Raw genomic sequence first — 15,057 nt, forward strand, 5'->3', positions numbered from 1 at the left:
GCATAGTTTGAATTGACCTCATTCTTGAGGTGTTTTCAATACCTTGGGGGATACGCTTATGGGGGTTGCTGTTTTTCTATTGTTCGTTATGTGTGCTTTTTATGTTCAGAGCCGTGGTGTGGTTAAGCATAGTAAGTTATCTCGTCGAATTACCGATCATTCCAATTTCTTAGGCCCAATTAATTGCCTATTCTATCTGTTTTCTCGCGTTAAAAAGAGCCCTTTTATTGATGTCAAAGAATTTCCTGAGCTGAAGGTTGTAGAAGATAACTGGGAAATGATTCGTGATGAGGCACTCGTCTTGAATAGTTCAGCACAAATCAAGGCATCTGAGGATTTGGATGATCTCGGCTTTAATTCGTTCTTTCGTACTGGCTGGAAGCGCTTTTACTTAAAGTGGTACGGTGCTGATCTAAAGTCCGCTAAGCAGCTATGTCCTAATACAGTGGCACTACTCTCCACTGTGCCGGGCGTGAAAGGGGCTATGTTTGCCATGTTGCCTCCAGGGGCTCGCTTAGTGAAGCATCGAGATCCTTATGCAGGCTCGTTGCGCTACCACTTAGGATTGGTGACCCCTAATTCTGATGACTGTCATATTGTGGTTGATGGTATACAGTATTCTTGGCGGGATGGTGAGTCTGTTATGTTTGATGAGACATTTATTCATTATGCCGAAAATAAAACAGACCAAAATAGAATTGTGCTATTTTTAGATGTTAAGCGACCAGTTAGTTTTTTTTTAGTGGATTGGTTTAATGAGTTTTTGTCTTACACATTACTGGCAGCCTCGGCGACAAAAAATGTAAAAGGTGACAAAGTTGGCTTCCTAAATAAAATTTTCGCCTATGTGTATAAAATAAGGGTGGTTGGTAAAAAGGTTAAGGCCTTTAATAAGCCTCTATATTACTTTCTACAGTACGCATTGTATATTTACCTTATTTATATTATCTTTTTTAAATAAGATAAAGCTAATGTTCTCATTTTATGCTTGCTAAAAATAAAAGACCATAGGCAACCTTGCCTATGGAATGACTTCTGTCTCTGAAGAGAAAAGAAAGTTACTTTAATGGTTGATTTGCTTAAATAGATAATTCTGGATCTGTTGCATATATTGGTAGGTATTCATAATGTGTTTTACTATATTCTCTTCTAGTTGCGCTAGGTGTGCAGCGCTATGGGGCGTGGATTGTGTCAGCTCCTTTGCTATCTTATTTAAAGCAGACAATTCATTATCGATTTTAAGAAAACCGGATTGTGAACGGAAGTTAAATTCATTGTCTGTTCCTTGGTAATACCAAGCACCGAAATCCGTCTCCTTTATGTCTCTAAAGGGGCTTGATGTTTGATTGTTTAAGGCAGCGATAAGGTAAGATGATTGCCATTGATTTAGCTCTAGCAGGGCGGCAGAGACATGGGCAAAGGCCATGGAGTGATAGCCTGCTGACATCATATTTTCAGAGTCTTGTGCGGTGAGACGAAAGGATTGATCGAGCTGTTCGCAACTCTGACTGACTGCGGATACTGACCGATGCAGTGTGTCGATTTGCCCGCTGACTGCGTTGGTATGACCATCAATTTTTTGTACCAAACTAGATATCTGCTCACTGGAGTCACGGGCTTTGTTAGCCAGTGTGCGAACTTCGTCTGCAACAACCGCAAAGCCTCGTCCGTATTCGCCGGCACGAGCCGCTTCAATGGCGGCATTGAGAGCTAATAAATTGGTCTGCTCAGAAATGCTTTGGATAGTGTCCGTGAAATTTTTAATGTCATTGGTAATGTTTTTTAGATTGTTAACATCGTCAAGACTGGACTGGGTTTTGTTGGCAATCTCAGTTAAGGAGAGGGTGATGTTAGCAATATCGGATTTGTTGTCGGCAATTTTTTGGTTACTGCCTTCTGACGCACTCATAGGTTCAAATAGGTATTCGGAAACTTGTTTGATCGTGTTGAGAGCTTGACTAAGAAGGGGCTGCTGGGCGAGTAGTAAGCGATCATCGTGCGTTTGTGGCGGAGGTGTGTGTTGATGTTTTTCTTCCTGCTGATGCAGTTTTTCTTTGAGGTGGTGAATTTCCTGTTCTAAAGCGAGCTTTTCGCTACTCACTTTCGTTAATTTTTCTTGTAAAGCCTCGAGATTTTTCTTTTTACTAAACAGCATAGGCAGGCTCGCTTACTTAAACACGATAATATGAGTATTGAAAAAGCAAAACGCCAGTGACTAGGAAAGCCAGCTGACGTTTTGAAGTGGGAGTCTTAGTCCATATCGGGTTCAAAGAGCTTACGTTTCATATAGAATTTCACCCAGATAGCCGCGATCACACAGATTACAGCCAACATGCCCCCAGCAATGCTATACACCATTTTAGTCATATCTGGTGATGGAGAGTTGTGGAGAGCCACGTACACCATCGCAACGATCCCCAGAATTTGTGGTATTGGGAAGAAAGGTGTGCGATAAGGTCGCTTGTGATTCGGCATGCGACGACGCAAGATGATGACATCAATATGAGCGATGATATAGGCCAACAAATAACTTGTGGTGGCGGCGATTACAAAGACAATTAAAGAGTCAATAGTCATCACTAAAAAAGGAATGATAACTAGAACGGCCATCATCACAATGCCTACCCAAGGAGAACCAAAGCGATTGGTCACTTTTAGAATAGGAAAAGCTTGTTTGTCTTGTGCCATACCGTGAAGCATACGTGGTAGTGCTGCAAAAATGGTGTTTACTGTACTACAGGTCGCTGTCAACGCCATAATGGTGGCAATGATTAATCCCGCTTTACCAAATACGGCATTCGCGTAATTTAGGTAAGGAATAGGGGATTTCAGTAACTCGTCCGTATTTAAGTATAAGCTTGCGCCATAAACAAATAGGGCGAAAATACAGAAGATAGCGAGCAAAGAAAGACGCATGGCTTTAGGAATATTTTTCTCTGGATTCTTTACTTCATTGATCATGGGGCAGATGTATTCAGAGCCCACGAACAGCCACATAGCCAAAGCAATTAAACCAATAAAGCTACCATTTGTTACGCCAGAAAAGCCCCAGTCGACCGTCGCGCCCGTTAAGATAGGATGCGGTTCTGTGCTTCCTGAAACAGCGGCTAAAGCAGTAAGGATTAAGGCGCTGACCATGACAAAAGCTAGCACGTTTTGAACTTTTGAAAAAACGTCGGTACCGATAATGTTGGTGATGGCCAAAATTGCCACAATCAAAATCGGGATCAGTTTTTCAGGGAACATGCCTGGCAGCAGCTGACCAACCATGGCATCCACTAGGAATAACTCGACTGGCAAAGCCAACGTAGCGACGACGACATAACCTGCAAACACCGAAACGATAGCAGGAAAATGACCAATGGCTTTTTGTGTGTAAGTCGCCAGTGTTCCTTCTTGTGGAAACATCAAAGACAATTCAGAAAAGCTCATGGCATTAAATTGTGCGATGATCAAAGCCGCCAGCATGGCAAAGATAAATCCCATACCACCTAGGCCAATACCTTGCATAGCAGAAATCATTGCCCCTTGGACAATAACCATACCAATACAAGTTGCCATCATAGTGAGCAGACCGATCTTTTTTTTCGACATGGTACTGTGACCTGTCGGTATTGAATTTATGGTCGATGTATCACTCATTGTTCCGTTCCTCTTATAATTAAAATCTTAGGTCGATTTTAGAGACGATCAAAGCGATAAGGGCTTGGATCGATTAATGGCGTCGCGTTAGATACTAAGTCCGCGGCTAATTCCCCTGCGGCAGGCCCTGTTCCAAAACCATGGCCCGAAAAGCCCGTAGCAACGGTTAATCCGGGGATTTTTTGAACATGATCAATCACGGGGTTTGAGTCAGGGGTGACGTCAATCACACCCGCCCAAGCTTCTTCTAGCTCGGCTTTTTCGAAAGCAGGCCAAGCGTTGCAAAGATTGTTGAACGCATCTTGATTAAGGTTGGCATTGAAATTCGGATCCAAGGTGCGGATCTTTTCAAATGGTGACACCTTGTTGGCTCCCCAGCGACGAGCAAGGGCAAGGTCCTTAATAAAATGACGACCAAAAGAAATATTCAAAAAGCTACGTTGGGTGCGAAGTTGATCCATATAGCGACGACCAATTAGCAAATGGTCCAGCGTGATGGGCGCATCAAGCTTGCCGCGCTGGGTGATAATAAAACCACCGTCTTTATGTTTTCTAAAAGAAAAATCAGGACCACCCACAGCGATATCAGTCGGACCTTCCATCGGTTTGGTTCTAAACACAGAACAAATCAGCGGCAGTGTCGGCAACGATACACCTAAGTTGCCGAGGAAGCGGCGTGACCAAGCGCCACCCGCAAGCAGTACGCGATCACAGCGGATCTCCCCTTTCTCTGTGACGACACCGGAAACTTTTCCTGCGCTCATGGATAAGGTGCGAACGGCACAGTGCTGAATCAAAATTGCCCCTTTTTTCTGGGCTGCTTTTGCCATAGCAGGCACTGCTATTGAAGGTTCAGCACGACCATCTGATGCGGTGAAAATACCGCCTTCCCAGTGGCCTTGACCGCCCGGTACTTTTTGGCTGATTTCTTTAGCGCTTAGTATTTTGGAGCCGAGTTCTAATGACTCAACGGATTTTAGCCAGCTTTCGTGCATAGCAAGTTGAGCTTGGGTTTTAGCAAGGAACATGATGCCCGCTTGTTTGTAGCCAACATCCTGACCTATACGGTTTGGCATCTCTGACCATAGTCGATCCGCCTCTACGGCTAAGGGCACATCATCAAAATGTCGATTGGTTTTACGCACCCAGCCAAGGTTACGGGAAGATTGTTCGCCAGCTATGTGACCTTTCTCCAACAACACCACTGGGATATTACGTTCAGCAAGGGTGAGTGCCGCAGTGACACCCACAATGCCACCACCAATGATCACCACACTGGTGCTTTCGGGAAGCTGGTCTTGTGTTTCAATTGCGTCAAGTGTTTTTGTCATAGCACATTTCCGGATGGTGTAAAGAGAGCATTTGCAGAGGACAAGTAATGCAAACGTTCTGTTAAGCTAATTTGATTTCTTGAACGTCTGCTTTAGCTGCACCACGGTACGCGGTGACTTCTAGTTCCACTTTGTAGACGGTGGAACCTAGCGGCGGGCAAGTCACGGTTGTGGCTGGATTAACGCCTTTAAACTGGGTACCAATAAACTCCATAACAGCGTTTGTGTCTTCTGGGTTTTGGATAAATACACGGGACATCACTACGTCCCCAAGAGAGGCATCTACGGTCGCTAATGCGCGTTCGATATTGGCGAAGACTTGTTTTGTCTGCTCAATCACGTCTTCTGGTATTTCTTGAGTGACTGGGTTTCGACCCGCTGTGTTAGAGACAAAGATCCAGTTATCTACTTCTACTAAGCGAGAGTAGCTGGCGATTTCTTCAAATTTAGAACCCGTTTTTACTTTTACAATGGTGCTCATTTATGTTCTCAAATCTTTTATCAAGTTAGTAACGAGATGCACGATAAGCGAGCGCACATTAGGAAAAGGCGCTCGCGTCGTTGCTATTGGCGAATGGTTGCTGTTAGCGAAGTGCTGGTGTGTCCCAAAGGTTGAGTTTGACACCGATGTTTTTCTCGACAGCGTTGCGGTAAACCACTGTTGCCCATGCCACATCTTCTACGGGCATACCGCCCACTGACATGATGATGATTTCTTCATCGTTTAGACGGCCGGGAGCTTCTCCAGCGGTGATTTTGCCGATGTCTTCCAACTCTTCTAGAGTCAGCTTGCCTTCCTCAATCATGTCCATGAAGCGAACACCAGGGAGAGGAATATAGTTGTGGGCAGGTTTTGGAACTTCGTGATACCACGCTTGGTACAAGCCAGTGTTGTCCAAGACTTTACGTACATCTTTCTGTTCCATGGCATCGTCTAAGCTGCAGTAAGCTGGCATGGCAAGAAAAGTACCTGGTTTCACCCATTCGCGCTTAACGATCGGGTAAGTTGATGGGTCACCTGTTTCACCTGAATTACAATAAGTGACGATATCAGAACCACGTACTACGTCTTCTAGGGTATCGACCACTTGAATATTCGTGACTTGTGGATAATTCTCGTTTGTCCATTTCACAAACTCATCCAAACTTTTTTGACCGCGACCTTTTACCTTAATGGTATCGATCTCTGGGCAAGCGGCGATAAAGGCTGCAACTGCGGTTCTGCCCATGACGCCGGGGCCTAGTAAGCCAATGACTTTGGAGTCTTTACGTGCAAGATGGCGAGCACCAACACCCGGAACTGCGCCCGTACGATAAGCCGATAGTAGGTTAGCTGACATGTAAGCCATCGGTGCACCCGTATCGATGTCATTCAAAATAAACATCAAGATAGAGCGTGGTAGACCTTTTTCACGGTTGGCAATGTTGGAGCCATACCATTTTACTCCGCAGGTTTGAAAGCTACCGCCAAGGTAAGCTGGCATCGCCATTAAACGGCGGTCGGCAGTGGGCTTTGGCATAGTCGGAAAAGGGGACTCGTCGGGGAAAGTGATCATAGCACCATGAGAGTCGCTATTGGGTCCTGCCATACGATAGTCGCCTTTGTAAAGCAGAGTGAACATCTCTTCCATGGTATCAACACAACTTGGCATATCCGTGACACCAGCTTTAATCATGTCTTCTTCTGACAGGTAAATAAAATCAATTTTAGTATCTTCAGACATAGCAACACCTATTTTTGTAGCGTGGTTTTTGAAACGATTTATTTGATCCTAGTCAGGTTTTTGTGTGGTGTATTGAATTTTTGCGACATAGATAAAAATAGTTTCCTAGCCATGTTTTGGCATTTGGTTTGCAACATAACAGTAAAGAGTTCTCATTAATGGGTTACGTTATGTCAAAACATGCGCTGGTAAATCGTCTTGCGGAAATACGCTCTAAGCAGCCTTGGCTGGTAATGAGTGCAGCGAAAAATTTCTATTTGTCTAGATCGGATAATCCGGCCATTTCCCATTACTATAGTTTTGAGGCGAATGGCTCTAACGAACAGGCATTCGCTATTCCAGATGGCTGCGTGGACATCTTATTTGATTGCGATAGCAACCAGCCAACAGCGGAAGTGTTTGGGACGCCGATGGCAGCGATTGATATCGAATTGAAGAGCCATCATCGCTATTTCGGTGTGCGTTTTGCGTTTGGTATCGTGCCTGATTTTTTGCGGGTGTCCGCTGAAGAGTTAGTCGAGCATCATTATCAATTTATTGAGGTGATTCCTGAATCAAATCAAGTATTTGAGAGTATTGTTAAGCAAGAAAATTTCACTGATCAAGTGGCGCTTTTTAAGCAGTTTTATAATGGTCAAGAAACGCGACAACACTCTTCTTTAACGGCGCAAGTGGTGAAGACGATTAGTGAAACCAGAGGTAGTGTTAGAGTGGAGGAATTGGAGGATTTAACGGGCTTCTCGACACGCACGATACAACGTCAATTTAAGGCGGATTTAGGCATGTCACCAAAAGCCTTTAGCCGTATTATTCGCTGCCAATCTGCCGTGTATAATATCAATCACAATGATCAAGTCGCCTTTTCAGAACTTGCTTGTGATCTTGGGTTTAGTGATCAACCACACTTCCTTAGGGAGTTCAAAAAGCTGGTTAATACCACGCCAATGGTTTACCAAAGCCGTGTCAAAGAGCAAAGCTATCTTGACCGTATTCGATACGTTTGATTTAAAACGGTGCTTACTAAAATGAATTTTGCTCTTTTGTAGTGCATTCAATGGCTTCCTTAGGGCTAAAGAAACCACGCCATTCGCCATAATGGCCTAGCGTCTATGGGAGAAAGACGCTTTGTTCGTTAGTTCGCTGATTGGTTGGAACCAGGACGTTTTAATACTTTAAAGGCGAGGAACTGGTTAGTTTCATGCTTATTAAAATTATTATCCGCTTCAATAATCAGTACTTCCTGACCGGCTTTCGTTTTGCCGATGGTAATGCCTTCTAGGTTATCTGGCTTGATCCCTAGAGCACGAATGTTGAGCACTAGGGTTTTGCGAACAGGGACAATGCGTTGTTTAGTGTGGATTAAAGAGGCAATGTTAGACACATCGGTGGCGCCGCTAATGTCCACCAAAAACAGCTTGGCATAATTGCCGACGCCCTCAGCCCAGCCGCGCTCTAGCGCTAGGTAATGGGTGTTGTCTAGAGCATAAATTTCCGATACACCATTATCATTTCCCCCTTTGGCTGTTGCTGCCGCTTGAGGAATAGGGCTGACAGGATAAACATACTCCGCTTTAGGTTTGCCTGTTTGAGCATTGTAACGAATAATTCGAGCGAGACTGCCATGCAATAGACTGGAAATTGGACCATCTTGGTAGAGAGCGGTTTCCATGCCTATTAGAATGTCACCGTCGGGCAAGACGGTGGAGCCTTCAAAAGCGAGATTGTCTCGAATACCAGATTTATGATTCTTGGTTGGCGCAAAGCCTTTAGGTAGAGTAAATTCCCTTATAAAGTGGCCATTCATATCGGCGATGCGAACAAAAGGGGGAATCTCATGGCTACCCCAGCCTTCACTTGTCCAAAGGACTTTACCATTGAATACTCGGATGGATTCAGAGTCAGCCATCATTTTGCCAAATGGTTTGCCTTGTTTAGTAAGGAGCGTGGTGGATTTGAGAATATGCACCGCTTTAAGACTCTCTTTGGTGAAATCCAGACTCAGGGTGTAAAAACGAGTGGGCCCCTTTTCTGACCTATCATCGGAAATGGCAATATAATGGCCCGTATTGGGATCATAGTCGATCCCAGAGAGCCCACCGACTTCTACATTCTGAAAAAACGTGTTAGTTGGTACATCCACTTCACCAAAATAAGACAGCTCAAACCCATTTGAGCATTCTCCAAAGGGACAAGGCGTGTTGATTTTAGCGCCTATTTCAAGTGCTTGGGCCATCATAGCGGAGCTAAGTAGTAGTCCGAAAAATACGGTGTGGAATAATTGCTTTTTCATCATTAAATCTCTACCAGTGAAAGAGAAGCTCAAGGAAACCCTAATGCATTCTAATCACTTGTTTTGTCAAATTTATGACCAGCATTGTATGGTAAGAGAAAGATGCAAGAGTCACGTGTTAAAAAGACAGTAATAAGCCGACTCCCCATTCAGTCGAGTTATTGTCAGGCTCTACGTATACTTTTCCACCGCTTCGTCCCGTGTCTGATTGCTTTACATTCCAATATTTGTAAAAAGGCTGAATTGTTACGGCGGTTATACTGGAAAGGGCTCGCGTAAAATCGACACTCATTCTGTAACCAGACCCGCGATTTTGTTTGAGGTGAAGATCGTTATTACCTGGAACAGAACTTAAATAGGTATGATTTCTACCAGCGATAAAATAATCGTATTCCAATCTAGCACCAAGACGCCAACTACCATTTAAGGTGCCATTTTGAATCTCAATACCCAGTGGGCTGTACCAGTAAACCTGTTCCCGTTCATAACCAACACGATTGGTTGTCGTGATCATGTCTTTGGAGTTATCGTTTAAATTACGATAGCCCAAACCAATGTAAGGGGTGACTCTGTAACCAGACTGAAGATATAGGTCTCGGCCCAACATGCCTCGCACTTCTAATATACTGTCTGGTATGTTGGTCAACTTTCCGCTACCGTCGTAATCCATATCACCTTCTGAATACATTAGGTCTAGCAAAATAGCCTGGCCATTGTTATGCAGAGAAAGCTGACCCTTCAAGCCCGTCATCATCCCTTTTTCGGTCATGACACTTGGCTCTTTATAAGTGATGGATGAGGCATAAATACCGAGTTTCACAGAGTGGTTAGCACTCGCAGCAAATGTACAAGAACTCACTCCCAAAAACATTAAAGCAACAACTTTCGTACCCATGGCGTACTCTACTTTTGTGATTGTCTGTCCATCATATAAGAAACGGTTAGAGAGAACTATCGGCAAATTTATACTGGTTATAACTGGCAGGATACAGTCCATCATGAGATGTAGGCATTTTGTTTTGGCTTGTCATAGGATTAATTTAGATATGATAGGACAAATACATTAAAAAGCGGATATTACTATCTAATGGTCTTTCGTATTGATCGATAAAACGGTCTCTTCTAATCGAGAGTGAAGGTTACGTTTTATAAGAGATCTTTTTGCTGTTTTAGTGGTCAGCTACAAGGCTCTGTGATGACGGTGCTTGTTTGTTTGCGATGGAGAAGCATCAAGTAAAGCAAAAGGTGGTGATCGTGCATGCTATCACCACCTTGCTGTTGTTAAGAGACGTTAATCATAGTGACGGTACCATCCGCATTAATTTCAGCAATTTCTCCCTGTGGCTCTTCTAGAAAAAACAATGTCAGAAATCCGATGACGGCGGTTGCAGCAATCACGTAGAAGAAGGTTTGATAACTTACGAAGGAGAGTATTGTTAAATATACAACGGATCCGACGTTACCATAAGCTCCTGTCATCCCTGCTATTTGCCCTGTCATACGACGTTTGATTAGTGGTACGGTCGCAAAGACCGCTCCTTCACCGGCTTGTACGAAGAAAGAGCAAGCCATAACGGCTGTAACGGCGAGGCCGATAGGCCATGAGCTGTTGACTTGAGCCATTAATAAATACCCTAATGATAGGCCAGCAGTCAGAGCGATTAAGGTCGTTTTCCGGCCAAACTTGTCAGAGAGTATGCCGCCGCCAGGACGCGACATTAAATTCATAAAGGCATAGGAAGAGGCTACCATGCCAGCCATGACTGGGGTTAAGGTAAAGGTATCGGAGAAGAACAATGGCAACATAGAGACCACGGCGAGTTCAGAACCAAATGTGGCAAAATACAAGCCATTGAGCACCGCTACTTGCTTAAATTTATATTGGTGGATTGGCTCAACAGGTGTAGTGAAAATATTTTTATTAACCTGCCAAACCTGCTTCACTTCCAGTAGATAGATAGCAATAAGTACAGCATCAATGACATAAACAACATCTTGCTCAATCATGTTGATACCACTTGGTGATAGCTTCCACGCTAATAAGGCCAGTACCGCGTACATGGGAATTTTCATAATCAACAGAAAGATGAAGTCGCCTTTGGACGTGACTTCCATGGCCGATAAATGTTTAGGTCGAAAATAGGTTGAGTCTTTGGGTGTGTCTGCCACGTTTAGATAAAACACAATAGAGAATAGTAAACTCATCAGACCTGTTAGTGCGGTTGCATAACGCCAACCATTTTCACCACCAAAAACAATCGCCAGTGTAGGTAAAGAGAAAGCCGCAGCGGCTGAACCAAAGTTTCCCCAGCCACCATAAATACCCTCTGCTGTGCCCAGTTGGTTATGGGGAAACCATTCAGAGATCAGTCGAATACCAATAACAAAACCCGCGCCAATAAAGCCTAATAAAAAGCGTGCAATGGCGGCTTGTAAAAAGGTATCGGCGAACGCAAACATAAAACAAGGTATTGAGCAGAGAGCTAAGAGCGCCGAATAGACTAAACGTGGCCCAAACCGATCCGTTAACATGCCAATGAAAACACGTGCTGGGATGGTGAGCGCAACGTTAAGAATGAGCAGCGTTTTTATTTCTTGATTGGACAGTCCAAGGGTGCTTTTGACCATCTCTAGCATAGGGGCAAAGTTGAACCACACCACAAAGGTGATGAAGAAAGCCATCCAACTTAAATGGAGAATTTTCATTTTTCCGGTAAAACTGAACAGTGAGAATTTAGAGTGTTCCATACTGTGTTCCTATCCTTTATCAAAGATCATGAGTGATGACATGTTCTGATGGGGTATTTGGCGTCATTATTGATGTATTTGAACTAGGCCGCTGTTTTGTCGAACCTTGTACACGTTAATGTGCACACTAGGATCCTCAAGGCAGGTACCTGTTTGCAGATCAAAATGCTGTTTATACAGAGGTGAGGCGACACATAGTCGGTCACCAATCGAGCCAATAATGCCTCGGGATAACACGTTCGCTTTGCCTATGGGGTCATAGTTAGATATGGCATATAAGGCATCCGTTCTTTTGTGGAAAAAAATAGCGACTTGTTTCTCTCCCACTTTCGCGCAAACGCCAGTGTTGGGGGCAATGTCTATGATGTTGCAAATGGTTAGCCAGTTATTCATGACCATTCCTCATTTTATATAGAGTTAATTAGCAGAATGATTAGGCCGTAACAGGCTTATCTATCTCTAACGTATTACCTTTTGGAGCGGGGGATTTTTGATGTCTAATCTCTATAAATTGAACGCCATCATCTCGCTCTGAGCTATTAATAAAGTGTTGAAAGCGTTGGCGCTTTTCTGGCGATTCCAGTGTGGTTTTCCATTCACATTGATATTTAGAAATACTGTCGGCCATTGCTTGTTCGAGCTCCGCCCCTAGTCCTAATTTATCGTCAATAATGATGTCTTTTAGGTAGTCTATGCCGCCATCAAGGTTTTCTAGCCAGACAGAGGTGCGTTGTAATCGGTCAGCAGTGCGAATGTAGAACATCAATAGTCGGTCGATATAACGAATTAAGGTTGTCGTATCGAGGTCTGTTGCAAACAGATCTGCATGACGAGGGCGCATGCCTCCGTTTCCGCAGATGAATAAATTCCATCCTTTGTCCGTGGCGATCACTCCAATGTCTTTTGATTGGGCTTCAGCGCATTCGCGGGTGCAACCGGAAACCGCAAACTTCAATTTATGTGGTGATCTCAATCCTTTGTAGCGATTTTCTAAATCGATTGCACACTCCATGCTGTCTTGAACGCCATAGCGACACCAGGCGCTGCCAACGCAGGATTTGACGGTACGCAGTGATTTGCCATAGGCGTGGCCTGTTTCAAACCCAGCATCTACCAGACGTTGCCAGATGGCAGGTAAATCGTTTAATTGGGCGCCAAATAAATCGATACGCTGCCCCCCGGTTATTTTGCTGTATAAGTTAAAATCGCGGGCGACTTCACCGAGGACAATTAAACGTTCAGGGGTGATTTCTCCTGCTGGAATGCGGGGTACTACGGAGTAGGTTCCATCTTTTTGCATGTTCCCTAGATAAAGGTCATTGGTGTCTTGAAGCTCCAAATGTTCTTGCTGCAAAATATAGTCATTCCAAAACGACGCTAAGATGGAGCCGACGGTTGGTTTGCACACTTCGCAACCATGGCCGTTACCATAGCGAGCCAGTAATGCCTCAAATGTTTTGATTTGTTGTACGCGAATAAGATCACTGAGTTCTTGGCGGGAGTAAGCAAAATGTTCGCATAGGTGATTGTTGACTTCGACGCCCAGTTTCGCTAACTCGCTATCAAGTACTTGTTTGGCTAAAGCACTGCAGCCACCGCATCCCGTTGAAGCATTGGTACTTGCTTTTAGGTCGGCCATATTGACACAGCCGCTGATTATGGCCTGTTTAATCGCCGCTTTAGACACATCAAAACACGAACAGATGATGGCTTTGTCTGGTAACGCCTCGACGCCGATGGCCGCAGAATCATCATTGACTAGGTTTGGTAGAATCAGTACTGAAGGATTGTTTGGCAGTGGCATGCCGTTTTGACGAATTTGCAATAAATTGGAATAGGCTTGGGTATCTCCGACTAATACGACTCCAACGATTTTCTTTTTGTCGGAGGAAACAATTAAGTGCTTATAAACTTGTTCAATATCATCTTTGTAGGTGTAGGAGAGGGTACCTTCAGTTTTACCGTGAACCTCCCCAATACTGGCTACATCAACCCCCAGCAATTTCAGCTTGGTGCTCATATCGGCACCGGTAAACGGTGTAGTCTGTTCGGGAGAGAGAATGTGCTGAGCGGCGACTTTCGCCATTTGATAACCAGGTGCGACGAGCCCAAAAATTTGCTGTTGCCATAAGGCACACTCGCCAATGGCGTAGATGTTGGCATGGCTGGTTTGGCAATATTGGTTTATTTCAATGCCACCACGCTCACCGACGGCGATGTCCGCTGCTCTCGCCAATTTATCTTGTGGGCGTATACCAGCTGAAAAGACGATCATGTCGGTTTCAAGATGGCTGCCATCGTTAAAGTTCATGCGATAACGTAAGGTTTCCCCAGCCACGATTTCGGTGGTTACTTTTTGGGTATGAACAGTCACTCCCATCGCTTCAATTTTACGACGGAGTAGATCGCCACCTTCTTGGTCCAGCTGTACTGCCATGAGACGCGGCGCAAATTCCACTATATGGGTTTCAAGGCCAAGGTTTTGGATGGCGTTTGCTGCTTCTAACCCCAGTAATCCGCCACCAATCACTACGCCGGCTCTGCTTCGTTGACTGGAGCGTTTGATGGCGTCCAGATCTTCAAGAGTACGATAGACATGGCAGTGCTCTTGGTCATTACCTGATATAGGAGGAACAAAAGGATAAGAGCCTGTGGCAAGCACCAGTTTGTCATAGGACTCTAGTCTGCCTGACTCGGTTGTGACGGTTTGAGCAAGCGGGTCGATTTGTGTCACTTTATCATTCAGGCTGAAATGCACCTGATGCTGTTGGTAGTAGTCAGCATCAACTAACGCAAGGTCTTGAGCATGGTTGCCTGTCAGATAAGAGGTAAGGTGAACTCGATCGTAAGCTAATCTTGGTTCACCGCTAAAAGCCATAATATCGATGTGGTGATGGTCCGCTTGAATGAGGTTATCAATCAGCTTATTGCCTACCATACCGTTACCAACCACTAAAATTCTTTGCTTTTTCATAAGAAGTTCCTTTTCCAGGTTAGGCCGTTAAAGGTAAGTATAATGCAGGATGTGTATGTTGCTTTTGATCGAGGCTAGCTTTTAGTGACGTCTCTTGTATGGCAATCGTAATGATGTTACCGATTGCAATGAGGGTGCATCTTGCATGCCTTTGACGGCTTTCATTATCAGTAACCCTGGATCACTCTGTTCGGCACCGATGAGAGAAACGTTGCTCTTCATCAAACATGTGCACATCATTCTTATGTCTCTGTGTTGGGTCTTTGCTAAGCTTAATAGGGCAATTACCCACATGTGAGTAATCGATAAATTGCTAAATAGGAAAGGAAGAAACCATAAGAGAAGGAT

The 15,057-nt window shown here is 44.4% G+C and carries 12 protein-coding genes; 2 read left to right on the forward strand and 10 right to left on the reverse strand.

The annotated features are described in order from the left end of the window. Positions 1 to 58 precede the first annotated feature (58 nt). Positions 59 to 961, forward strand: coding sequence for an aspartyl/asparaginyl beta-hydroxylase domain-containing protein (locus tag MSP8886_RS07500; RefSeq protein ID WP_067014280.1), 903 nt, complete (start codon positions 59 to 61; stop codon positions 959 to 961). A gap of 102 nt (positions 962 to 1,063) precedes the next feature. Here the strand turns inward: MSP8886_RS07500 and MSP8886_RS07505 are convergent, their stop codons facing one another. The 5 genes from MSP8886_RS07505 to MSP8886_RS07525 form a co-directional block, all read right to left on the reverse strand. Then, entirely contained in the window at positions 1,064 to 2,155 is a 1,092-nt protein-coding gene (locus MSP8886_RS07505) for a methyl-accepting chemotaxis protein (RefSeq protein WP_067014283.1), read from the reverse strand. A gap of 95 nt (positions 2,156 to 2,250) precedes the next feature. Beyond that, complete coding sequence (locus MSP8886_RS07510; protein WP_067014286.1) at positions 2,251 to 3,642, reverse strand: APC family permease; 1,392 nt, start codon at positions 3,640 to 3,642, stop codon at positions 2,251 to 2,253. 38 nt (positions 3,643 to 3,680) lie between these two features. Continuing rightward, the gene (locus tag MSP8886_RS07515) at positions 3,681 to 4,973 is read right to left on the reverse strand and encodes an NAD(P)/FAD-dependent oxidoreductase (RefSeq protein ID WP_067014289.1); all 1,293 of its coding nucleotides are present in this window, start codon (positions 4,971 to 4,973) and stop codon (positions 3,681 to 3,683) included. Between the two features lie 61 nt (positions 4,974 to 5,034). Further along, positions 5,035 to 5,454 (reverse strand): RidA family protein, encoded by a 420-nt coding sequence (locus tag MSP8886_RS07520; RefSeq protein ID WP_067014291.1) that lies wholly within the window; start codon positions 5,452 to 5,454, stop codon positions 5,035 to 5,037. Positions 5,455 to 5,557: 103 nt separating this feature from the next. Next, the gene (locus MSP8886_RS07525; RefSeq protein WP_067014294.1) at positions 5,558 to 6,697 is read right to left on the reverse strand and encodes an ornithine cyclodeaminase family protein; all 1,140 of its coding nucleotides are present in this window, start codon (positions 6,695 to 6,697) and stop codon (positions 5,558 to 5,560) included. 170 nt (positions 6,698 to 6,867) lie between these two features. On the opposite strand from MSP8886_RS07525, the gene MSP8886_RS07530 reads away from it, so the two are divergent. Further along, positions 6,868 to 7,701 carry an AraC family transcriptional regulator gene (locus MSP8886_RS07530; protein WP_067014574.1) on the forward strand — a complete coding sequence of 278 codons (834 nt, stop codon included), beginning with the start codon at positions 6,868 to 6,870 and terminating at the stop codon, positions 7,699 to 7,701. A 128-nt stretch (positions 7,702 to 7,829) separates the two neighbouring features. On the opposite strand, the gene MSP8886_RS07535 is transcribed toward MSP8886_RS07530, so the two are convergent. The 5 genes from MSP8886_RS07535 to nirB form a co-directional block, all read right to left on the reverse strand. After that, complete coding sequence (locus MSP8886_RS07535; protein ID WP_217491331.1) at positions 7,830 to 8,990, reverse strand: esterase-like activity of phytase family protein; 1,161 nt, start codon at positions 8,988 to 8,990, stop codon at positions 7,830 to 7,832. Between the two features lie 115 nt (positions 8,991 to 9,105). After that, complete coding sequence (locus MSP8886_RS07540; RefSeq protein WP_067014296.1) at positions 9,106 to 9,882, reverse strand: hypothetical protein; 777 nt, start codon at positions 9,880 to 9,882, stop codon at positions 9,106 to 9,108. Between the two features lie 386 nt (positions 9,883 to 10,268). Then, entirely contained in the window at positions 10,269 to 11,735 is a 1,467-nt protein-coding gene (locus MSP8886_RS07545; RefSeq protein WP_067014300.1) for a NarK family nitrate/nitrite MFS transporter, read from the reverse strand. A gap of 66 nt (positions 11,736 to 11,801) precedes the next feature. Next, entirely contained in the window at positions 11,802 to 12,128 is a 327-nt protein-coding gene (nirD, locus tag MSP8886_RS07550; protein ID WP_067014304.1) for a nitrite reductase small subunit NirD, read from the reverse strand. Between the two features lie 40 nt (positions 12,129 to 12,168). Next, positions 12,169 to 14,709, reverse strand: a complete 2,541-nt coding sequence (gene nirB, locus MSP8886_RS07555; protein WP_067014306.1) for a nitrite reductase large subunit NirB — start codon at positions 14,707 to 14,709, stop codon at positions 12,169 to 12,171. Positions 14,710 to 15,057: the final 348 nt, after the last annotated feature.

The sequence above is a fragment of the Marinomonas spartinae genome, assembly GCF_900089775.1.
In the GTDB taxonomy this organism is placed as follows: Bacteria; Pseudomonadota; Gammaproteobacteria; order Pseudomonadales; family Marinomonadaceae; genus Marinomonas; species Marinomonas spartinae.